Raw genomic sequence first — 21,049 nt, 5'->3', positions numbered from 1 at the left:
TAGCCGTTCATAGCTTCGCTTATTGAGTGATTGCCTGCTTTTCAATTAATTTACTATTTTGGACAAGAACAAAGTCACATCATTATTTATTTTTACTTGCTAAGACTTCATCCTTTTTATCCTGAAGATCATTTTGAATGATAAGCATTTTCTCTTTATCCAAATCATAGAAATTCATGGCGATTAGAGACGCGACCCATGCGAAAACCAGTGTCCCGACAAAAAGGAACATAGTCACCCACAGAATGTTCTCGGTAAAAGGTGTGTCTACATCCGGGAAGATTTGTTCAAAGCCGATGAACGCCAGGGCAAAACCGATGATTGTCTGAGCAAATGAGGAAATCATTTTATCGACGAATGAGAAAATCGTTCCCATAACACCAGGGGCATAGCGGCCTGTTTTGTATGTTTCATAATCTGTCACATCCGGTATCATTGGGATAACCAGTCCACCTGAAAGTTCACGAACGCCGTTACCTATCACATATAATAAAACAAAGGCGATGGTCATGAATCCCCAGTTATCCATTGCGATAGCTCTTGGATCACCTAATACTAACAAGAGGAACATACCTAAAAAGGTAGTGATCGCAATCCGTGTTGCAAGAATGTAGCCTTTTTTTGTACCGTATTTACCGGCGATTCGTGTCCCAAAGAAAGCAATAATGACGTTAGGAATCAGCATGATAGCCGATAGAATACCGAACATGCTATAATCTCCGATAATGATACCGAAAAGCATGACCATAACGATGGAGTTAGTCGCAACTTGCTGACCCAGTTTCGTAGTCGATGCAGCTATAACCAGCATCTGAAGCGGTCGGTTCCCTTTAAGGATTTGCCACATGTCTTTGAACCTGATTTTTTTAACTTCTCCTGTACCAAAGAATTCCGGACGATCTTTTGTCCATATTCCGATGACAGCTAGGGTAGTCAGCACGCCTGACAAGAGCATAAATGTTAAGGCAAACTCATGAAACAATGCTTCACTGTTCCACCCTCCATATTTTGGCACAAGATAATTTGATAAATATATTCCTGCGCTGGCAAAGAAGACGGACGACATAGAGATATCGAATGTGGAGAATAACGGACGCTGTTCAGGATCATTGGTTATAACTGATTGTCCTGATTTCGTTACCGCAGTCTGGAAAGTGTAGCCTATGATGTATAGTGCGTATAATAATATAAAGTAAGGGACTCTGACTGCTTCAGGTACGAGCTGGTTTGTAAAGAAGAGCAATAGCATGACTACAGTCATCAAGAGGTATCCGCCTACCATAAAGGGTCTGAATTTACCATACTTGCCATTTGTCTTGTCAATCCACATGCCGATGATAGGATCCGTGATGCCGTCAAAAATCCGACTTGCCGTGATAATAGTAGAAACAAGAACGGTTCCTAAACCCACGATACCGGTTGCAAAGTATGCTACGTTCATCATCAAGAACATATATGCATTCGTTGCAGTATTGTTTGTTGCAAAGAATCCAATTTGCCAGATTTTCGCCCTGTTAAAGTTTCGTTTTCCAGTTACCGTTTTCACTTCTGCTTCTGCTATTGCCTTATTACTATCTTGAACTACATCCATTCTTAAAACTCCTTCTCTGTTGGGATTAGTGTATATGCTTACATAAACGTCAAAAAATAGTGACTCAATACAATAAAACGTTTTCCGAAACATGTATACTAGTATATTAGCATATGTGTTTACGCAACACTACACCTAATTTACCCTAAATAACGTCAAAAAATCCTGAAAATAGTTGAAAACTTATATTGATAAGCTCTCATTGACTAATTTCAGGATTATATTATTTGCTTAAAATATGACGACTTTGTGAATCTATTTTCATTCTTATTTTATGATGATGTCGTCATCAGACTTCATCGCTTCCTGAACGGTCTCTTCAAGAAAGAATTCAGGGTATTTTTCAACAATGTTCGTCTGTGAACGGACCATAAAGTGGATATGGTTGACCACTAAATATTTTACTTCTTCTGTTTTCTTGTTCTTAATAGCTGAAAGCAGCTCTTCGTGTTCTTCAAGAATTTGGTTATAATCAAACGTAACATCTTTCAAGTGCAGCCACCTGAAACGATCAAGGTGAACACTGAATTCCTTAATCCATTCCCAAATCTGTCCTTTCCCAACTAGATCATAGCAGGTCCGGTGAAATTCATTGTCCAAGTCATGGTAACCAGAAATGTTCCCTTGCTCATATTCAACTTTCTGCTCATCTAGTATAGCCTGCAGACGTATCTCAGCTTTCTTATTCATGTTGGCTGACAGTTCAACCATAACTTCTTTTTCGACACATTCTCTGACAAAGCGTGAATGAATAGCCTGTTTCATATCAATCTTAGAGACATACGTTCCTGACTGAGGAAACGTAAAGATAAGACTTTGTTTTTTCAGCTGTTTCAATGATTCCCTAATTGGCGTGCGACCAACATCCAGAAGTTCCATCAAATGCGATTCAGAAATCTTTTGTCCCGGATACAGTTCTGTCTTAATAATCATTTCGCGCAGTTTTTCATAGGTCTGATCTTGCAAAGTAATATTCTGCATCATTTTAATCTTCCTTTAATAGTTAATCGCTTACTTGCATACTAATATGTAAAAATATACCATAAATACATCAGAAATTACAGCTTTTCGTAAAAAAGATGACATCTGCATCCTAGTCGGTCTTATGATATAAAGTAACTTCTTAGTTAAAACTATGGATTAGTAGCTAATATGGCTATCAATGCATTAACTGGTCCGCAACGAGTAAGGTTGGTTAATGGAATAAAACGGGATTGAATTAACTGGTGTAATTCATACTGGATAAGTTGGTAGAATAAAGGAATATTTCTTGAACTGGCGCACACTATGCAAGGTGAGTTGGGGGAATAAAGCAGGATTCCTTGAACTGGCACACACCATGCTGGATGAGTTGAGGGAATAAAACGTGATTGCATTAACTGGCGTACTCCGTGCTAGATGAGTTGGGGGAATAAAGCAGGATTTCTTGAACTCGCGCGCAATGAGTAAGGTGAGTTAATGGAATAAAGGAAGATAGCTTCAACTGGTCCGTAACGAACTAAATGAGTTAGTGGAATCAAGCGGTATTCATTGAACTGGCGCACACTATGTTAGTTGAGTTAGTAGTATTTTAAGAAGTTCCGCATTAGATACAACTGCCTGCGACCTTTCAGACAAGTAGTATAATATATCAATGAGTTCTGTCAGATTAATCAACGCATGCAGACATACAAAAAGTGCAGCCCGAAGTGGTTTCGGCTGCACTTTATCATTTATTCAACTTATGCTGTTATGTTTACTGCTTTTTCCTGAGCTGTCAGACACAGTTCCTGTGCTTTAAAAATATGTTCCTGAGTCATTGCTTTTTCTGTTCCGTTGATACAATCCAGTATCATTTCACCAAAGAATGGAAATCCAACTTGTCCAGTGACATGATAATGTTTCTCCCCTTCTGAATCAACCAAGTAAACGTGATCGCCGCTTTCTTCTCTTGCTACATCCACATATTTTCTGACTTCGATGGTTCCTTTAGTCCCCGTGATAAACATGCGTCCGTCTCCCCAGGTACCTAAACCATCTGGTGTGAACCAGTCTACTTTGAATATGAAGCTGGCGCCATTCTCTCCCACAAGCGTGGCGTCCCCATAGTCTTCCAGCTCCGGCTTGTCAGGATTGGCATAGTTGCCAACTTTACTGTGAACGACTTCCGCATTCTTATTTCCAGTAAAGGTCAGGAACTGCTCAATCTGGTGGCTCCCTATGTCACATAAGATACCTCCGTATTCTTCTTTGTGGAAGAACCAGTCCGGGCGTTTCTCCTTGTCCAGGCGGTGTGGTCCGAAGCCGGTAATCTGAACCACGTCTCCAATGGCTCCCTGTTCTATCAGCTGACCAGCAAACAGTGCTCCTTCGACATGCAGGCGTTCGCTGAAGTAGACCCAGAATTTTCGTCCCGTTTCTTCAACGACCTGCTTCGTTTCTTCCAGCTGCTCGCGAGTTGTGAAAGCTGTTTTATCCGTAAAGTAATCTTTTCCGGCTTTCATAACACGGTTTCCCAGTTCGCTTCGCTTGTTAGGTACTGCTGCAGCAGCAACCAGCTTAATGTCCGGATCTGATAACACCTGATCAATCGAGTCAGCCACCTGCACTTGAGGAAACTGCTCTTTATACGCGGCCACTTTATCATCATCAGAGTCGTAAACCCATTTCAGAGTGGCGCCCGCTTCCAGCAGACCATTGGTCATTCCATTGATGTGACCATGATCAAGTGCCACTGCCGCAAAGGTAAACTCCCCCTCCTCAACAACTTTGTTTACTTTACCTTTAGGCGCGTAATTCATTCCATCTCCGCTCATATTCTCACCTTTCTATCTGTTATTCCTGTATCGCTTTAAAAAAGATCCTGATAACCCTGTTCAATTAAATAATCACGTGACGTTTCCAGACAGTCAAATGGGTCACGACCATACTGATCGTCCTGCTCTACCAGCAGGTAACGTGCGCCACTTTCAATACTCTGCTCAATAATTGCCGGCAGATTAAGTGTACCTTCTCCCAGTTCAGCAAACTGGACGATATTGCTAAAGGCCTGCATAAAGGCTTCCATATCGCCTTCTTTAAGATGCTCAAGTGCTTCCGTTGGCAGTGGTGTGACGCGGTAGTCTTTCAAATGAACCAAATCCACTTTACCCGCATACTCTTTCAGTACATCGACGGGATTACGCCCACCACGCTGAACCCAGTGCACATCCAGTTCAAAACCAATGTGAGGGGCTTCTTCACGAATAATATCCAGCAGATACTTACCGTCATATTTAGTGAATTCTACATGATGGTTATGGTAATACAGCTTGATTCCGTGCTCGGCAAATTTTTCAGCATAATGGTTGGCTTCTCGACTGAATTCAATCACTTTTTCCAAAGACGCCATGGCTTCAAAAGGAAGAATCCCTATTCTCAGAATATCCGCTCCCACTGCCTTGCAGTCTGCGACAATCTTGTCGAAGTCGGTACTGATGGATTCCTGTCCTTCTCGCATCGGCTTTAAGCCGGCTGACATGGAAGCTATCTCGATGTCAAAGTCTTCTGAAGCCTGTTTGATGGCTTCAATATTTTCAGGTGTGGTTTCTATTTGAGAAATTTCAATGGCATGATAACCGAGTTCGCTGACTTTTTTCAGTGTTTCATATGCACCTATTTCTTCAAATTTTTCTTTGAGCATCATGGCCTGCACGCCTATCTTAACTGTTGACATAGTTTATCTCCTCCATTTTTACTCTGACTGGCTGTTTCGTATTGCTCGAAGACTTATCCATCATTTTAATCATCTGCATGGATGGGATAGAGTCTGCCACACTTACATAATCATGATCATCATTCAAAACGCTGGCATAGAAGCGGTCGATAAGGTGCATGTGTCCGGCGCCGTAATAAAACTTGGAGCCCGGCAGCTTGTCGTCTTCCACTATCACTTCTTTTCTACCTTCATCGTTGGTGATGTATAAACGACTGTCTTTAATCGTGAATTTTTCCTTTTCCGTAATCACTTGAAGCTCCACCGATGAGTTTTCAGTAAAGGCATTGGTCGCGTGGAAAAAGGCTTTGACACCCGACTTGAACGTAAAGGTTGCACTCGCAGTATCCTCTACTTCAATCGGATAATCTGTGAGGTTTGACAGTACCGCCTTGCAGCTGTCCAATTCTCCCCCAATCAGCTGAATTAAATCAAGAGTATGAATGGACTGATTAATAATAGAGCCGTACCCTGCCCGCTCTTTCTGTCCTCTCCAAGGTTTGGTCGTATAGTAACTTTCCGGTCGGAACCAGGTGACCAGTCCTTTTATGGAGGTCACCTCGCCGACATTTTCATTTTCCAAAATGGATAATAGCTTCATGAAGCTGGCATTGTAGCGATTCTGAAAGCAGACACCGATTTTTTTACCGGTCGCTTTTTCCAGTTCAAGCTGCTCCAAAGCTTCTTCGTAATTTTTAGCTACCGGTTTTTCAACAAACACATGCACATTTTTTTGTATACACTGCTCTGTCACCGGCTGATGGAGATCGTGAGGCAGACAAATATGGACGACATCCAGATTCATCTTATCCAGCATGGTTTCAACTGACGGGAAAAAAGGTATTTCAGGGAAATTGGCACTTAATTCTTCGTTGATATCGCAGACAGCTACCAGTTCTCCTTTATCACTTGTGTTGATAGCATGAATATGAATAGGAGACACATCGCCGAGTCCGATTAATCCGATCCTTAACATAGAACACTCACTTCCTGAATGGTTGATTTCTTAGTGACGGGTAGCAAATTCGCCTTCATCTGAAATACGCTTATTCAACTCTTTCAGATAAAGTTCTTCGTTCAAGTCTCCTAAGCTGACCTCTTCTCCAGTCCAGCTGGATAAGTGAATGGCATTCGCCAGACGCACGCCATTGATGCCGTCTGATCCCGGTGCAAGCAGAGGCGTACCGTCCAGAACGTTAGCTGCGAAGTTTTCAAGTACACCTGAATGCTGCGCGCCCCACTGACTGTCAAATTCGATGGTTTCCGTGGTGTACAATTCATCTGCATCCAACTGCCCCATGAACAGTTTCATGACATCTTCCATGCCCATTTCTTCACTGAGTTCCTGTTCCGGCTTTTTCAGACGATGAACCGTTGCTGTCTTACTTCCATCGACAACAATTTTCCCCTGGTCTCCCAGAATCTCAAAACGGTCGGTCCCAATTAAATCGTGTGTCGCTGTGACAAATGTTCCGGTCGCGCCATTGCCATAGTCCACTACTGCAGTTACTTCGTCTTCAACAGCAATATTCCGCTTGAAGCCGTAAGAAACTTTAGAATAAACAGATTTTGGCACGCCGCAAATCCATTGCCATAAATCAAGCTGGTGAGGGGCCTGATTGACTAAGACACCGCCACCTTCGCCTCCCCATGTTGCACGCCAGGCACTCTGATCATAATACGGCTGTGGTCTCCACCAAGTCGTGATAATCCAGTTGGTCCGACGAATGTTTCCAATCTCTCCATTGTCGACAATTTCCTTGATTTTTTTATACAACGGATTGTTTCTCTGGTTGAACATGATGCCGAAAGTCAATTCAGGCTTGGACGCAGCAAATTCGTTCAGCTCTTTCACCTGTTTAGTGTAGACACCAGCCGGTTTTTCTACGAGGGCATGAATATCACGCTTCAGTGATTCAATCCCCATTTCCGGGTGAAGATAGTGAGGGACGGTTGTTACAACGGCATCGACAGTCTTGCTTTCCAGCATATCAATGTAGTTCTCATAAAACGGTACGCCAGGATACTCTTTTTCTGCCACTTCTTTTTTAGACTGATCGATATCACAGATGGCTCCAATTTCCATATTTGGTACCAATCCATCCTTGATAAATTTCGCGTACATACCGCCTTGTGTTCCTAATCCGATGATGCCTAATTTTACTTTTTTAGTCATACGTTAATTTTCCTTTCTTTTAGCTGATTTTTTTTGAATGTATAGGGTGTCATGCCTGTCTTCTTTTTAAAGAACCGGTTAAAGTGCGCATCACTTTCAAAGCCGCATTGGTAGGCGCAGGCTTTAATGGAAATCTCTTCTGAAGACATTGAGAGAATTGCCTTGGCCTGAATCAGCCGGTAGTTCATCAGGTAGTCCATGATGGTATAGCCCGTCACTTCCTTAAAAAGATGCGACGCATAGGACTGACTGAGATTTAAATCCTTAGCCAGCTGCTCGATGGTCCATTTCTCATCGAAGTGCTGCTGAATATAAGAGGCTATTTCTTCTGCAAGCTTGGCTTTTTCTGATTTATCGTATTCTTCTTCCAGAACAGTCCGCTTCTCTGCCTTATATATGTGGCTAAGCAGGTGAGCCAGCCTGATTTTTATAATCGCTTTATTTTGAGATGAATACTTTTCCGCAGTCAATTCAGACAGCTGTTTTACAAGGGTGAGTAACGTCTGCCAGTCGCTCGTCTCTCTCAGTTTGAACAGACGGTGATGAAATTCACTGAAGTAGGTTAACAGAAAATCCGCTTCGCTTGCCTCCAGCGATGGTTTTACCCAGTTTGGATCGAAGTGGACAATACTTCTTACATAAGCAGCTTCCTCGTCAATCAATTGAACTTTGTGCAGTTCCGATCCGTCCAGTAGAATAACTGTTCCTGGCTCGATACGGTATACTTGGTTGTTGATTAAATAATGAACCTGCCCTTCCTGAAGAATTAATAGTTCAAACTGCTGATGCGAATGAAACTCAAAGGGTGCGATAATTCCGCTTACATTGGATTCTGCAAGAATAGCCGGCGCATACTGAAAATGTTCCTCTCTATTTGTATGCCTTTTCATCTTACTATTAATATTTGTCAATTTCATTGTCTCCTCCTCTGGACTTTACTGTCAAAAATTGACTGAGACTGTTTTGTGTGTACCTTAGTTGTACGTCAGATACGCGGAAAAGTCAATTTTAATAATGACTTCCCCTATTCAGTAGAGCTTTTCATCAGTTCTGTATTAGTCGGCTGCTCGCTAGCATGTTTAATCGTGCTTCAGATATGAAAAGCTCTCCGAACGATGATTAAATGCTGGTTAATCGTTCTTCACGCAAATTTTTTTTTAATGAACAATGATTAAATTGATATAATCATCGTTCAGATTTTTTCTGCCTGACGAAGTATGATTAAAAGTACTTTAATCATACTTCAGCTTACAGAAAAGTAAAAAGCAGGGGCCGCAGCCCCTGCTTTCATCATATTTATTCTATTTTTGTTAATACGACCGGATTAGCGGGCACCGCCACCGCTGCCACCAATCGTTCCGCCCCCGCCGCCAATCGAGGTTGCTCCACCGAAACCACTGGCCGCTCCTCCGCTCCCGCTGGAATAGCCTTTGTGCATACTGCTGGAGAATAGGTGCAGACCATAGTAGTGGGTATAAAATACAGGGAAAGTCTCGCCGTTTTCTTCCTGCCACTCAGGAAACAGCGCTTCAATTCGCTTGAAAACGTCCTCTTCTTTACCGTACAGTCCTGCCCAGATTAAAAAGGATTCTTCTGGAATAAGCTGCTTGTAGGTCAATGATTTATCTTTGCTGATTTCGTTCAGGTGATTTTCAAACTGAGTCAGCTGGTCGTATAATTTCTGACCTTTCTTCGTGATGGCTACAAAAGGCAGTCGCATAGTAAAGAACTCAGCTGTCTCTTCCGTAATGTATCCTTCCTGAATCAGGGTGTCCTTTGATTCGTCCAGCAGTTTTTTGTCCAGCTCTGCTATTTTGTCCGCCTGTTTTTCAGCCCACTTTCTCATTTCCTTGCTGCTCATCTGATTGTTCTCGTCAGACGCATCTACGAGCGTTTGCCACAGCTCCATCTCGACTTGAGAAGTGTTCAGTGTATTATTATTCTGCTGATCAAACGTCCGGGGTAAAAAGGTCAGTCTCGTCTGCTGCTTTTTGCTGCCTTTTTCCTCATCAATTACGAGACTCTTTTCTTTTGCCCACTTCATTAAAAAGGCAAAAAAGTAGTGCTCAAAGGACCCTTTCTGAAGCTGTCTCAGCAGAAAAGCAATATCTGTGACAGATCCGTCTGCATAGGGAATTCCTGTGAAAGACATGCCTTTGTTTCGTCTGCGCTGCTCTTGACTGTTTGGTATCTTGCCTTTATCTTTTTTGATTGATTCGATTTTAATGAAGAGCCAGCCAATCAGACCAATCACTGCGGATACACCACCTACAAAGAGTGCGACGAGGACACTATTTACCCCCCCACCGTCCTCACCTGACTGGCCTTCGCGTGCTTCTTCCAGCACACTCTCTATCGGTCGGTTTTCATAGTATGAGACTAGAAACGGATTATCCAGAAAATGAGCGATAACCGATACAGGCTGATTTGCTGAGAGAGCAGTTTGTGTAATGGTTTCTACTCCTCCATCAGCCAGGTCAATCTGTCCGTCATAACCAAAGCCGTATATGCGTGTAGTGTCTGCTGAAAACTGGAAGGGGCCTTCAATGTAAACTGTCATTGCTTCCGGCGGAATTGTGCCAAATGTATTGAAATTCCAGCGCAGAGCCTGACCATCATCAAACTGCCGGACAACATTTGAAATCGTATAGGAGACTTCGTAACGCTGACGGCCGTAGTCGCCTATCCCCCAAACCAGTTCCTTTCCTTCAGGCGTGTCAAGCACTCCGTATGTATCTGCCTTTTCTTCCCGTGACTGATCTGAATTCCACGCTTCCTGTTCACTCATGCCTGCCACTGAAAAGTCCACCACTTCCAGTCCATCGACCTCATCAATGCTGATAAACAGTTCAGTACCTTCCTCCATCGTCATGTCCCGGTATTCCGTAAACAGTCCCGTTCCATTTTCCAGTAGGCGTACCTCTACAGTCAGTTCATGTAACGTATTGCCTCGTGCTTCTACGGGCGAACTAAAACCAATGCCAACAACCAGCAACCCCATTATCCACCAAGCGACCCATCCCTTTTTCATATGTGCTCCTCCTTTAAGACTTGCTCATAGTATATCCAAAAAAAAAGAGAAAAAACACAGTCTTAGGACTGATTTTTTCTCTTTTCAGCATGATTCGCTAAAAAAATCCGATTTTTTTATACTTATCGACTAGCCGCTCCAGTTTCCCGGACTCCAAAGCGTTCCATCCAGCTGGCCTTGGAGCTGCTCTTTACGTGTTTCCTGCTCACTTAAAAGCGTTCCAGCGGCTTGAAGCAGTGCTTTCTGCTTATAGTCCTGGCTCTGATCAAACAAGCGCTTGAGCTCCTGAACCGCCCATTCCTTTTCTTCCATAAAAACCCTTCTTTCTAAAAGCCTTTTCCTTCAGCCGTGGAAATTATCAATGTGCATCCGCAGTTCATCCAGTTCCATTCGGTTATCATCAATCAGTTCAATAACCTGTTCGATAACAAAGGAGGCATTGTCTACAGGTAAGGTTCCGTAGTCCAACGCACTCAGTTCTTTCATCATCCACTCTTCTCTCGATTTTAGTGAATCAGGTTTTGCCAATGTCAGATACTGCTGATACTTAATAAGCAGGTCCATTTTAGCCTGCTCACTGAGATAGGCAAACTGATAAATCACCAGGGGTTTCAGGAAAGTCATCTGCGTTTTTCTAGCTAGTGCCTGGTATGGCTTAGTCAGCTCACTCATGCTGTAGCCTTCTTGGCCGCCGGACTGGTATTCTTTTTCAGCAATCCCGACTGACAGGATTAAGCCAAAGTCTTTTCCTTTCAGTCTGTCTCCTCTATAACCGAAAGCAAAATGCTCGGTCAGCACCTCATCCTGCCACTGCTTTAAAAGTGGTGGGGAAGAATACCAGTAAAAAGGAAACTGAAAGATAATCCGGTCGTGCTCCTTTAACAGCTGCTGCTCTTTTTCCACATCAATCTGACCATCCGGGTAGGACTGTTCAAGTATGTGGAGGGTAACTGTTTCTAGAGGCGGGCTGGTTATCGATTGAATCAGAAACTGCTGAGTGCCTGATTCTTCATAAGTCGGGTGACTGATAATCACTAGTGTTTTCAACGGGCTTCCCCTTTCTCTTGATTCTTTATTCTAAGTATAACAAAAAGTGCATCATTCTGTTGAGCTGATACCGATTTATACATTAACAATCATCAGGTTAGTCTTTTGTATATCCCTGTTCGTATAGCCAGCCTTTAATGCTGTCAGCCGTTTCTTCTGCAGACAATGCTGTCGTATTGAGTCTCAAATAATGAACACCGGGTAACTTTTCTGCCACTTCACCCGTTTCAGAATTCAGACGGTGTTTTTTCATACTGTCCAACAGCTCCGCCTCAGAAAAATCCAGATTTCGTTTGGATGGTTTCTTTTCCAAGCGGTAGTCACTCTTGTTGCGCTCAAGGCGTTCCTTCAAATCAGCTTCCAGCTCGACAAAGTACACGTTCCCTCCAGCATCAAGAAACAGTTCTGTCCAATCCCGAAGCACTTTCCAGTCTCCGTCCTGATCAAAGCCAGCCACAACGGTGAAAATAATCCCTTGGGTAGCATTTGTCTTCGGATTTTTGGTAAAGGCCTTGAAAAAATCCAGCCTCACTCTTTCCGAGAGACGGAAGGTTTCTCCTGTGTACCCTAGGAATCGTGCAAACAGATCAATCGTTTCATGATTAAACAGCAGCCTAGCTTCAATGCGCTCTTCAAGTGCTTTGCCGACCGTCATCTTTCCGACTGCCTGCGGTCCAACCAGCAATACCAAATCCAATTATGCTCCTCCTTTCTCTAGAAACTCCTCGTGTAGTCGCTTAAATAAACTGAATAAGTCTCTATGCTTTCGTTTAAGCGACAGCGGACGGTAGGATTCCTTATCGAGAAAAGCGTGCTTCGTTTCCCCAATGGTTTTCAGTTCGTCTGTCACATTATCTTTAATAGAATAGCTGATTACCATCTTGACCCCGGTAAACTCTTTTATCTGTGCATCTATCCGGACAGTCTCCCCGTATCTGACCATGTTTTTGTACTCTGCCTGAACCGATAATACCGGAATGACAATCCCTTCGCTTTCCATTTGATGGTAGCCGTAATCCAGTTCTTCCATTAAATGTGTCCGTGCTTCTTCAAACCATCTGATATAGTTAGAGTGGTGAACAATTTGCATCTGATCTGTTTCATAATACTGAACTTTGTGAAGCCAAGGTGTCATATTTGTGTCCTGCTTTCTATTTTCTTTTTGATATTTTTATCTAGTGTAGCACACTCTCAGCGTTTTATGGTAAAATCGAGACGAAGCGATCATGTGTATATTATCACTAACACAGGTAAGGAGGAGCAAAAGAATGAAAAATATTGGTGTAATTATCGGCTGGCTGGCTATGGCTGCCGGAATATTTGGTCTGGCTATGGCTGGAACAGGAAATGACCCTGCAGCAATGATCAGTGGCGGAGTCGGCATCGTGCTGGCAGTAATCGGATTTTTCCTGAAAGCCAACACAACACGAATGAGTATTACTGCTATTGGACTGGCTATTGCAGCAATTCTTTTTGCCAGCGTAACCTATTAATTATCACGCTCTTATAAATAAGACCACTACCCTTACACTAAGTGAGGATAGTGGTCTTTACTGTTCGTTTCTGTTGTGTTTTAAAATGTCATTAGTATGAAAACAAACGCCCCAATAGCGCCTCCAAGGAACGGTCCGATAATCGGAATCCAAGCATACTCCCAGTCTGATCTGCCTTTATTAGCAATCGGCAGAAGCTGATGGGCAATTCTCGGACCCAAGTCACGTGCCGGATTGATGGCATAGCCGGTAGTTCCACCCAGTGACAAGCCGATGGCAACAATCAGGAGACCTACAATCAGAGGATTCAGTCCATCGGTAAAATCTCCTTGTGTAAATGCCAGCAAGCCAAAGACTAAAACAAAAGTCGCAATGGTTTCGGATAACAAGTTCCATTTTGATCCTTTGATAGCTGGTCCAGTTGAGAAGACAGCTAGAATGGCCTCCTGATCATCCGTCGCTCTAAAATGAGGAATATAGTGAAGCCAGACGAGGACAGCTCCTGTAAAACCGCCGGCTATCTGCGCCAGCGAATAAGGAATCACCATTCCCCAGCCAATTTCACCTGCCACGGCCATTCCTAATGTAACAGCCGGATTAATGTGAGCCGGGGACAGCCAGCCTACCGCATAAACTGCCATCGCCACGGCAAGGCCCCAGCCAATCCCAATCATAACCCAACCCCCATCATAGGACTTGGTTTTTTTCAGAACATTGGCGGCAACTACCCCGTCTCCTAACAAAATCAATATCATCGTTCCAAAGTACTCACCTAGTAATTGCTGAAAAAGTGTCGTTTCCAAATATACTCACTCCCATCAGTCTGTTTTTAACTTACGCAAACTAGCTTCCCCTACTCGCGTGGCCAGGTGTTTTTCCCACTCTTCCCGCTCTTTTTCGGTCCAGTTCAGTTCTTTTTCCAGTACATCCAGGACAGGTCCCTGCAGTTTTTCCAGCTTATCTATTGCAAAAAGTAGTGTGTCCGTCCGTCTCCCGAGGAAATCTTCCGGTGCCATGACCATTTCATGTTCCAGACCATAAGCCAGCTGCAACGCATCTTTTAATGGGAGGTTATACTGTTCTGCCTTGTCTTTTAAAGCATAAACATCTTTAATGTTGTTTCCGTACCAGTCCGCTAAAAATTGCGCGTCTTCTTTCGCAAGTCCTAAATCCAAACCATCTTGGAGATGATCTTTTATAAAGTCATCAAAGGCTAGAGGATCCGGCACATCTCCACCCGATAAGGGAATCGTACTGGTGTCCACTTCTTTGAAATGACAATCCAGCTCTTTAAAGCGCTTGTCTATTACTTCAAAAGCGTCCTCTGCCATGCGCCGATAATCTGTGAGCTTTCCGCCAGCAATAGTAATGAGACCATCTTCTTCTGAAAAGATTTCATGTCCTCTTGAAATACCGGAGGGATCGTCATTATTCTCATCCTGAATAAGCGGACGCAGCCCCGCCCAGCTGGATTCAATATCATCTATGCTTATGTTCACACCTTTGAAGCGATGATTGACTGCCTTAAGCAGGTAATCCACATCCTCCTGTGTAATGCTCGGCTCTTCATACGAACCCTCAAACGGCGTGTCTGTTGTGCCAAAATATGTTTTACCGCCTCGTGGGATAATGAATATCATGCGGTTGTCTTCCTGACCAGAATCAGTGTAGATGGTTCGGGACACAGGCAGTTTCGCATGATCCACGACAAAATGGACCCCCTTGGTCGGATACATCTTCTCCTCGGCTTCGCATTTGCGTGCTTTTCTGACCTCATCGGACCAAGGACCAGCTGCGTTGATGACCAGTTTAGCTTCTATCTCAAACTGTTCGCCAGTCAATGAATCTTCAGCTTGAATCCCTCTAATCTGGTTCTGTTCGTCATATAGAAAATTGACGGCTGTTACATAATTTGTTATTTTCGCGCCCAGTTCATGCGCTTTTTTGATTGTTTCAATGGTGAGTCGGGCGTCATCATTTGAGTAATCCAAATAAAAGCCACCTGCCAGCAAACCGTCCTCTGTCAATGATGGTTCTTCTTTCAGTACCTCTTCTTTCTCCACAAGATAATGTGCCCAGTCGTCATCCACCTCTGCCAGATAATCGTATAAATGAAGGACCACTTTTGCAGAAAACTCATTAAAGGATGCACCTGGTTCATCATACACGGGCATCATCATGTAGTCTGGCTGTACAATATGGGGAGCGTTCCGTCCAATTACAGTCCGCTCTTTAGCCACATCTGCTACCAGTTCCACATCAAACTGCTTCAGGTAACGCAGCCCGCCGTGAACCAGTTTACTTGACCGGCTGCTGGTCCCGCCTGCAAAATCCTGCATCTCAACCAGTCCCACTTGAATGTCTCTGGCAGCCGCATGCAGGGCCAGTCCCGCACCTGTTATCCCTCCACCGATAATGAGCAGGTCCAATTTTTCCTGCTGTAATGACTCAATTGTTTTTGTTCTCGTCTGAGCCGAAAAAGTCATGAATCGTTCAGCTCCTCTCTCTTATAATCAATTCAGTTTTCTGGTTACTTGTTTTCTTTTTTAGCTTTTTTCGGTTTGAACTTGAAGGCCTGGGTGGCTTTGACTGCTGCCTGCCAGCCGGCATACAAATCTTCGCGCGTCTCTTCGTCCATTTTAGATTCAAAGGTAGCTGACTTGTCCCATTTAGCTTTAATTTCATCCAAGTCTTTGAAGAAACCGGTAGCCAGTCCAGCTAGATAGACAGCCCCTAAAGCAGTTGTTTCCATAATTTTTGAGCGCTCTATTTTTACATCTAAAATATCAGCCTGGAATTGCATCAGGAAGTCATTCATGCTCGCTCCGCCATCCACGCGCATTGTTTCTGTCTTCAAGCCGGCATCTTCGTTCATTGCATCAACAACATCTCGTGTCTGATATGCCAGTGACTCAAGTGTTGCCCGGATAAAGTGTTCTTTTTCCGTTCCTCGGGTCAAACCGAACACCGCTCCGCGCGCATCCTGATCCCAGTGAGGAGCACCTAAACCGGTGAAGGCTGGCACGACATATACATTGTCTGTTGTATCCACTTTAGTAGCATATTCTTCAGACTGCGGCGAGTTTCTAAATAGTCTCATACCGTCTCTCAGCCACTGAATGGCTGAACCGGCAACAAAGATGGCTCCTTCAAGTGCATAATACACCTCACCGTCCAAGCCATAAGCCAAGGTCGTCAGCAGGCCGTTTTCAGACTGAATCGGTTCTTTTCCGGTGTTCATAATAATAAAGGCTCCGGTTCCATATGTGTTTTTGACCATCCCTTTGTCAAAGGCTGTCTGACCGAATAAGGCAGCCTGCTGATCTCCGGCAATACCGGCAATTGGTACATTGGTTCCCTTGAATATCGCATCCATTGTTTCACCGAATACACCAGAGGACTGTTTGACTTCCGGCAGCATTTTCTCAGGAATATCCAGCAGATCCAGGATTTCCTTATCCCATTCCATATCATAGATATTGTAAAGCATGGTGCGGCTGGCATTTGAATAATCCGTCGCATGCACTTCTCCACCGGTCAGCTTCCACAGGAGCCAAGTATCGATTGTTCCAAATAAAAGCTCTCCATTTTCAGCTCGTTCTCTGGATCCTTCTACTTCATCCAAAATCCATTTTATTTTTGTGCCAGAGAAGTATGAGTCAACAATCAGACCGGTTTTCTTGTGAATCATAGTCTTGTGGCCGTCTTCTACCAGCTGGTGAGCTATGTCCGATGTCTGCTTGGACTGCCACACAACGGCAGGATAAATCGGTTCGCCTGTTTCCTTGTCCCAGATTACTGTTGTTTCACGCTGATTCGTAATACCAATGCTATCCAGTTCATCAGCCTCAATACCCGCTTCAATCATGACACTTGCAATGACCTGAAGTGTTTTCAGCCAGATTTCATTCGCATTATGTTCCACCCAGCCCGGTTCCGGGAAAGACTGCTCGATTTCCTTCTGAGAACTCCACTTAGGTTCTCCTTCTTTATCGAAAATAATCGCTCGCGTACTCGTCGTACCCTGATCAATTGCCATAATATAATCTGCCATTGTTGTATCGACTCCTTCGTCATTGGTTGTAAAGGCTTACTCATAAAACAATTGTATCATTCGTTGAATGGCTTCTTCTAACAGAAAGCATGTGATTGTGTAAACAAAAAGAACTTAAGTCTTAATTTCTTTTACTCTTATTCTTTTTTACTTCTTCAGAATCTTCAAAACTGAGAAGCCTGTTTTCGAGAAACTTGTTACGATTAGGCCTTAATCCTTACAAGTTTGCAGAATATTATTAGATACTTGTCTCGAAAAGCTGTTTTCGTGACAAGTTACCACTTTTTTGAAGAAAACTCATGACGATTGGCGGCTAATCGTCATGAGTTTATAGAAAAACCTGTCAAACTTGTCATGAATAGTTATAAAATGCCGACGAACAAAAAAAGCCAAAGATGATTAAGCCCTTTTCAGGTCACTCAATCATCTTTGGCTTTTACCACTCAGTTATTTAGGCGTTCATTAAAGCCTGATTAGCTGTAATGATAGCTGTTTTGTATACATCTTCTTCGACACAGCCGCGTGACAGGTCGGAAACAGGTTTGTTCAGCCCTTGTAGGATTGGTCCAACTGCTTCAAAGTTTCCTAAACGCTGAGCAATTTTGTAGCCGATGTTTCCAGACTGCAGTTCAGGGAAGACGAAGACTGTCGCTTCACCGGCAACCTTAGAATCCGGAACTTTCTGCTGAGCAACTGCTGATACGAAGGCCGCATCAAATTGCAGTTCGCCGTCAATATCATATTCTGGAGCCAGTTCCTGAGCAATTTTAGTGGCATTACGTACTTTATCGACTTCCGGTGCACTTGCTGAGCCTTTAGATGAGAAGCTCAGTAGGGCAACTTTCGGGTCGATATCAAACATTTCTGCTGTTCGCGCACTTTCTACTGCAATTTCTGCCAATACCTGTTCGTTAGGATTTGGGTTGATCGCACAATCTGAGAACACATATTTTTCCTGTCCACGTCCGCGCAGCATAATGAATGCGCCGGAAGTACGGCTCACGCCGGGACGGGTTTTAATAATCTGAAGAGCCGGACGGACAGTCTCACCTGTTGAGTGAACCGCTCCACTGACCAGGCCAGCTGCATAGTCCATATAGACCAGCATGGTTCCGAAGTAATTGACTTCTTTCAACTGTTCTCTTGCCTGTTCTTCAGTCGCCTTGCCTTTACGGCGTTCAACAAAGACTTTGACCATTTCGTCGAATTTATCATACTTATCCGGATCAATGATTTCGATACCTTCCAGAGTATAGCCGTGTGCTTTCGCTTCCGCTGCAATCTCTTCTTCTTTTCCGATTAGTACAGGTTCCAGCAATTTCTCGTAGTGCAGTCTCAGGGCAGCCCCTAATACACGCTCGTCTGTCGCTTCAGGAAAAACAATTTTCAGATTTTTCCCATCAATTTTCTGTTTCAAACTATCAAATAAATCCACTATAGTTTCCCTCCAAGGTTTGTTTTCAACACTATTAATATACCACTTCTTACTTACTTTTTACAGTTAGATTGCTTTATTTTAATTTTCTGACGGGTTTTCCGGCAGGCTCCAGTCAACTGGTTCATAACCCAGATTTTTCAGTTCTTTGTTCGCCTCTGAAAAAATTCCGGATCCTAAAAATCCACGGTGAGCCGATAAGGGACTCGGGTGTGAAGTTGTCAGCACCACATGCCGGTTCTGGTCTATCTGCTTCATTTTTTTCTTCGCAGCATTTCCCCACAGTAAAAACACCATTGGCTCTTCCCGCTCATTCAAGGCATTAATGACATAGTCTGTCAGCTCCTCCCATCCTTTGTTTCGGTGCGAATGGGCTTGTCCTTCTCTTACTGTCAGAACCGTGTTTAACAAGAGTACCCCTTCTTCAGCCCATTTCTTTAAATAGCCATGACTAACTGGGGTAATATTCAGATCACGCTCAAGTTCCTTATAGATATTTCTGAGTGATGGCGGCAGTGAAACATGCGGACGCACTGAAAAGCTGAGTCCATGCGCCTGGTCTTTTCCATGGTAGGGATCCTGACCAAGAATGACCACCTTCACATCACTGTAAGGCGTCCATTCAAAGGCCTGCCAGATGTGTTCTTTTTCCGGATAGACTGTATGCTGGCTGTATTCTTTCTTCAAAAATCCTCTTAATTCTTTATAGTTGAGCTGTTCTTGTGCATTTTCCAGTATCGGTTTCCAGTCGTTTAGTACAGGAAGCGTCAAATTTATCATCCTTTCTTTTATGGTTGCTGAATTACTTTTCCGTGTATTTTTGGTAGACTAGTAAGGGAGAGTGATTATGTATAAAAGGAGACGAAGTAAATGATTAAATTAATTGTGTCAGATATGGACGGAACACTGCTTAATGAACGGATGGAAATATCACCAGCCAATGTATCTGCCATAAAGCGCGCTCAGGAACAAGGCATTCATTTTGCCATTGCCACAGGTCGTGACTATCCGCTGGCAGCCCCTTTACTTAAAAAACAGACGATTCTCTGTCCGCTTATCGCTCAAAACGGTGGCCAGTTTTTTGACGGGTCCGGAAAGAACCTCTACAATATCGGTCTTGAGAAAAAAATGGTCAGACAGATTCTATCTGTCTTTTCCAGACACGAAGGCCTGCATGAAGAGCTCATGACGTCAAAAGGCATGTACTCAGATAACAAAGAAATGCGTGAAGAACTGGTTGCGGGCATGCTCGCTGATATGAATCCGGACATTTCCGCAGAAGAAGCTTACGAACGGGCCGTTGAGCACATTGAAGACATGGAGATCACCTTCGTGGACGATTATGCAGAAGTCATTGATGATGACAGCATCGTTATCCTCAAAGTATCTGTCCACTCAAACAAAGGACCAGAAGTTCTCCAGCCTCTGAAAAAAGAACTGTATGATGAGGTTCCAATTTTGGCCATTACAGCATCCAGCGAACGAAACCTGGAGATTAACCACGTTGCGGCTCAAAAAGGCATTGCCGTTAAGAGACTGGCACGCCAGCTTGGACTCGATGCCAGTCAGGTCATGACTATTGGAGACAACATCAATGATTTGTCCATGCTTGAATGGGCAGATTATTCCGTTGCCATGAAAAATGCCGTGCCTGAGGCCAAAGAAGCAGCAAAATTCTATACTTCCAGCAATAAAGACAACGGTGTAGCCGAAGCTATTTCCCGCGTACTCAGCGGAAACATATACAAAGAACAGAACGACTAACTGAATGAACGCATTTAAAGAGAAGGGCCACCTGGTCTTTCTCTTTTTTAGTCTCCGCTTCTATCCTCTATAAACTTGTCCTGAAGTATTTCACTGAAACGGTGAGTCAGCCCTGCCGTATACCCCCAGAGGAAGTTATCTTTTAATCGGTAAAACGGAATACTCTGCTGCCTTGTGCTCCATTTGTGTGCATTCCCATTTGAAATCAGTTCAAAGGGAAAATCATCACTGTGCTCGATTTTTAAACCAACTTGATGAAATTCAGGTTCGTTTTCCAGGAAATACGTTAGGGGAATAGTAAATACTCTCTCCACTTCCTCATTCGGCTGAATCGATTCAACCGTTAAGTCCAGCAGTTCCCCTACAAAGCAGCGTATGATATGCGACGGTGCTGCAATATAGTCGATTTCTCCAATCAGCTCAATATCTGCACGGCCGAGGTTCAATTCTTCTTCAGTTTCTCTTAAAGCTGCTTCTTTATACGTTTCTCCTTTTTCAAGCGCCCCTCCGGGAAAAGACGTTTCGCCCGGCTGGGAAATACTGCTGCCTCTTTTTTCATATAGAATATGCCAGTCCCCGTCTACCTTGATTAAGGGTAACAGGACGGCAAAGTGTTTCTGCACCCCCAGAGGCTGCGGACGATAGTCTGTTAACTTATCTTTAATTTTTCTCATCATCATTATTCTCCACCTAGAGTCACTTTTGTCAATCATACCACACGATTC

The 21,049-nt window shown here is 43.6% G+C and carries 20 protein-coding genes; 2 read left to right on the top strand and 18 right to left on the bottom strand.

Annotation, left to right across the window (positions count from 1 at the left end; genetic code table 11):
• Window positions 1–82 precede the first annotated feature (82 nt).
• The 12 genes from ACYVLS_RS06190 to ACYVLS_RS06135 all read right to left on the bottom strand — a co-directional run bounded on the left by ACYVLS_RS06190 (window position 83) and on the right by ACYVLS_RS06135 (window position 12,713).
• Window positions 83–1,591, bottom strand: a complete 1,509-nt coding sequence (locus tag ACYVLS_RS06190) for an MFS transporter (protein ID WP_460322490.1) — start codon at window positions 1,589–1,591, stop codon at window positions 83–85.
• Window positions 1,592–1,858: 267 nt separating this feature from the next.
• Entirely contained in the window at window positions 1,859–2,575 is a 717-nt protein-coding gene (locus tag ACYVLS_RS06185) for a GntR family transcriptional regulator (RefSeq protein ID WP_460322487.1), read from the bottom strand.
• A 737-nt stretch (window positions 2,576–3,312) separates the two neighbouring features.
• Entirely contained in the window at window positions 3,313–4,386 is a 1,074-nt protein-coding gene (locus tag ACYVLS_RS06180; RefSeq protein ID WP_460322483.1) for a Gfo/Idh/MocA family protein, read from the bottom strand.
• A gap of 35 nt (window positions 4,387–4,421) precedes the next feature.
• Entirely contained in the window at window positions 4,422–5,285 is an 864-nt protein-coding gene (locus tag ACYVLS_RS06175) for a sugar phosphate isomerase/epimerase family protein (protein WP_460322480.1), read from the bottom strand.
• Entirely contained in the window at window positions 5,272–6,300 is a 1,029-nt protein-coding gene (locus ACYVLS_RS06170; RefSeq protein ID WP_460322477.1) for a Gfo/Idh/MocA family protein, read from the bottom strand. Before ACYVLS_RS06170 ends, ACYVLS_RS06175 begins: the two co-directional genes overlap by 14 nt.
• 30 nt (window positions 6,301–6,330) lie before the next feature.
• On the bottom strand, window positions 6,331–7,500 hold the full coding sequence (locus ACYVLS_RS06165) for a Gfo/Idh/MocA family protein (RefSeq protein ID WP_460322474.1): 1,170 nt from the start codon (window positions 7,498–7,500) through the stop codon (window positions 6,331–6,333).
• Window positions 7,497–8,417: an AraC family transcriptional regulator gene (locus ACYVLS_RS06160; RefSeq protein WP_460322472.1), complete on the bottom strand. Its 921-nt coding sequence runs from the start codon at window positions 8,415–8,417 to the stop codon at window positions 7,497–7,499. The genes ACYVLS_RS06165 and ACYVLS_RS06160 overlap by 4 nt, the downstream gene beginning before the upstream one ends.
• Window positions 8,418–8,824: 407 nt before the next feature.
• Entirely contained in the window at window positions 8,825–10,531 is a 1,707-nt protein-coding gene (locus tag ACYVLS_RS06155; RefSeq protein ID WP_460322469.1) for a DUF2207 domain-containing protein, read from the bottom strand.
• A 129-nt stretch (window positions 10,532–10,660) separates the two neighbouring features.
• Complete coding sequence (locus ACYVLS_RS06150; protein ID WP_460322467.1) at window positions 10,661–10,843, bottom strand: hypothetical protein; 183 nt, start codon at window positions 10,841–10,843, stop codon at window positions 10,661–10,663.
• Between the two features lie 30 nt (window positions 10,844–10,873).
• Window positions 10,874–11,578 (bottom strand): NAD(P)H-dependent oxidoreductase, encoded by a 705-nt coding sequence (locus tag ACYVLS_RS06145; protein WP_460322464.1) that lies wholly within the window; start codon window positions 11,576–11,578, stop codon window positions 10,874–10,876.
• A gap of 97 nt (window positions 11,579–11,675) precedes the next feature.
• The gene (locus ACYVLS_RS06140) at window positions 11,676–12,275 is read right to left on the bottom strand and encodes a DEAD/DEAH box helicase family protein (protein ID WP_460322461.1); all 600 of its coding nucleotides are present in this window, start codon (window positions 12,273–12,275) and stop codon (window positions 11,676–11,678) included.
• A complete protein-coding gene (locus ACYVLS_RS06135; RefSeq protein ID WP_460322459.1) occupies window positions 12,276–12,713 on the bottom strand; it encodes an acyl-CoA thioesterase in 438 nt (145 codons plus the stop codon).
• 133 nt (window positions 12,714–12,846) lie between these two features.
• Here ACYVLS_RS06135 and ACYVLS_RS06130 point away from each other — a divergent pair, with 133 nt between their 5' ends.
• On the top strand, window positions 12,847–13,071 hold the full coding sequence (locus ACYVLS_RS06130; protein ID WP_460322456.1) for a hypothetical protein: 225 nt from the start codon (window positions 12,847–12,849) through the stop codon (window positions 13,069–13,071).
• A gap of 80 nt (window positions 13,072–13,151) precedes the next feature.
• On the opposite strand, the gene ACYVLS_RS06125 is transcribed toward ACYVLS_RS06130, so the two are convergent.
• The 5 genes from ACYVLS_RS06125 to ACYVLS_RS06105 all read right to left on the bottom strand — a co-directional run bounded on the left by ACYVLS_RS06125 (window position 13,152) and on the right by ACYVLS_RS06105 (window position 19,331).
• Complete coding sequence (locus ACYVLS_RS06125; protein ID WP_460322453.1) at window positions 13,152–13,874, bottom strand: MIP/aquaporin family protein; 723 nt, start codon at window positions 13,872–13,874, stop codon at window positions 13,152–13,154.
• A 15-nt stretch (window positions 13,875–13,889) separates the two neighbouring features.
• A complete protein-coding gene (locus tag ACYVLS_RS06120; protein ID WP_460322451.1) occupies window positions 13,890–15,557 on the bottom strand; it encodes an FAD-dependent oxidoreductase in 1,668 nt (555 codons plus the stop codon).
• 44 nt (window positions 15,558–15,601) lie between these two features.
• Window positions 15,602–17,125: a glycerol kinase GlpK gene (gene glpK, locus ACYVLS_RS06115; RefSeq protein ID WP_460322449.1), complete on the bottom strand. Its 1,524-nt coding sequence runs from the start codon at window positions 17,123–17,125 to the stop codon at window positions 15,602–15,604.
• Window positions 17,126–17,576: 451 nt separating this feature from the next.
• The gene (pta, locus tag ACYVLS_RS06110) at window positions 17,577–18,560 is read right to left on the bottom strand and encodes a phosphate acetyltransferase (RefSeq protein ID WP_460322446.1); all 984 of its coding nucleotides are present in this window, start codon (window positions 18,558–18,560) and stop codon (window positions 17,577–17,579) included.
• An 81-nt stretch (window positions 18,561–18,641) separates the two neighbouring features.
• Entirely contained in the window at window positions 18,642–19,331 is a 690-nt protein-coding gene (locus ACYVLS_RS06105; protein ID WP_460322444.1) for a uracil-DNA glycosylase, read from the bottom strand.
• A 99-nt stretch (window positions 19,332–19,430) separates the two neighbouring features.
• Between ACYVLS_RS06105 and ACYVLS_RS06100 the strand changes: the two genes are divergently transcribed.
• A complete protein-coding gene (locus ACYVLS_RS06100; RefSeq protein ID WP_460322441.1) occupies window positions 19,431–20,324 on the top strand; it encodes a Cof-type HAD-IIB family hydrolase in 894 nt (297 codons plus the stop codon).
• Window positions 20,325–20,371: 47 nt separating this feature from the next.
• Here ACYVLS_RS06100 and ACYVLS_RS06095 read toward each other — a convergent pair whose 3' ends face one another.
• Window positions 20,372–21,004 carry an NUDIX hydrolase gene (locus tag ACYVLS_RS06095; protein WP_460322439.1) on the bottom strand — a complete coding sequence of 211 codons (633 nt, stop codon included), beginning with the start codon at window positions 21,002–21,004 and terminating at the stop codon, window positions 20,372–20,374.
• Window positions 21,005–21,049: the final 45 nt, after the last annotated feature.

It is taken from the genome of Alkalibacterium psychrotolerans, assembly GCF_054784355.1.
Note: the sequence above shows the minus strand (reverse complement) of the source record. Positions and strands in the feature narration are given on the sequence as shown.

Bases quoted from the DNA above. Each gene is read 5' to 3' on its own strand.
- ACYVLS_RS06150 (WP_460322467.1), bottom strand. From the start codon at position 10,843: ATGGAAGAAAAGGAATGGGCGGTTCAGGAGCTCAAGCGCTTGTTTGAT.
- ACYVLS_RS06095 (WP_460322439.1), bottom strand. From the start codon at position 21,004: ATGATGATGAGAAAAATTAAAGATAAGTTAACAGACTATCGTCCGCAG.
- glpK (WP_460322449.1), bottom strand. From the start codon at position 17,125: ATGGCAGATTATATTATGGCAATTGATCAGGGTACGACGAGTACGCGA.
- ACYVLS_RS06190 (WP_460322490.1), bottom strand. From the start codon at position 1,591: ATGGATGTAGTTCAAGATAGTAATAAGGCAATAGCAGAAGCAGAAGTG.
- ACYVLS_RS06100 (WP_460322441.1), top strand. From the start codon at position 19,431: ATGATTAAATTAATTGTGTCAGATATGGACGGAACACTGCTTAATGAA.
- ACYVLS_RS06120 (WP_460322451.1), bottom strand. From the start codon at position 15,557: ATGACTTTTTCGGCTCAGACGAGAACAAAAACAATTGAGTCATTACAG.
- ACYVLS_RS06160 (WP_460322472.1), bottom strand. From the start codon at position 8,417: ATGAAATTGACAAATATTAATAGTAAGATGAAAAGGCATACAAATAGA.
- ACYVLS_RS06175 (WP_460322480.1), bottom strand. From the start codon at position 5,285: ATGTCAACAGTTAAGATAGGCGTGCAGGCCATGATGCTCAAAGAAAAA.
- ACYVLS_RS06170 (WP_460322477.1), bottom strand. From the start codon at position 6,300: ATGTTAAGGATCGGATTAATCGGACTCGGCGATGTGTCTCCTATTCAT.
- ACYVLS_RS06135 (WP_460322459.1), bottom strand. From the start codon at position 12,713: ATGACACCTTGGCTTCACAAAGTTCAGTATTATGAAACAGATCAGATG.
- ACYVLS_RS06185 (WP_460322487.1), bottom strand. From the start codon at position 2,575: ATGATGCAGAATATTACTTTGCAAGATCAGACCTATGAAAAACTGCGC.
- ACYVLS_RS06165 (WP_460322474.1), bottom strand. From the start codon at position 7,500: ATGACTAAAAAAGTAAAATTAGGCATCATCGGATTAGGAACACAAGGC.
- ACYVLS_RS06155 (WP_460322469.1), bottom strand. From the start codon at position 10,531: ATGAAAAAGGGATGGGTCGCTTGGTGGATAATGGGGTTGCTGGTTGTT.
- ACYVLS_RS06180 (WP_460322483.1), bottom strand. From the start codon at position 4,386: ATGAGCGGAGATGGAATGAATTACGCGCCTAAAGGTAAAGTAAACAAA.
- ACYVLS_RS06130 (WP_460322456.1), top strand. From the start codon at position 12,847: ATGAAAAATATTGGTGTAATTATCGGCTGGCTGGCTATGGCTGCCGGA.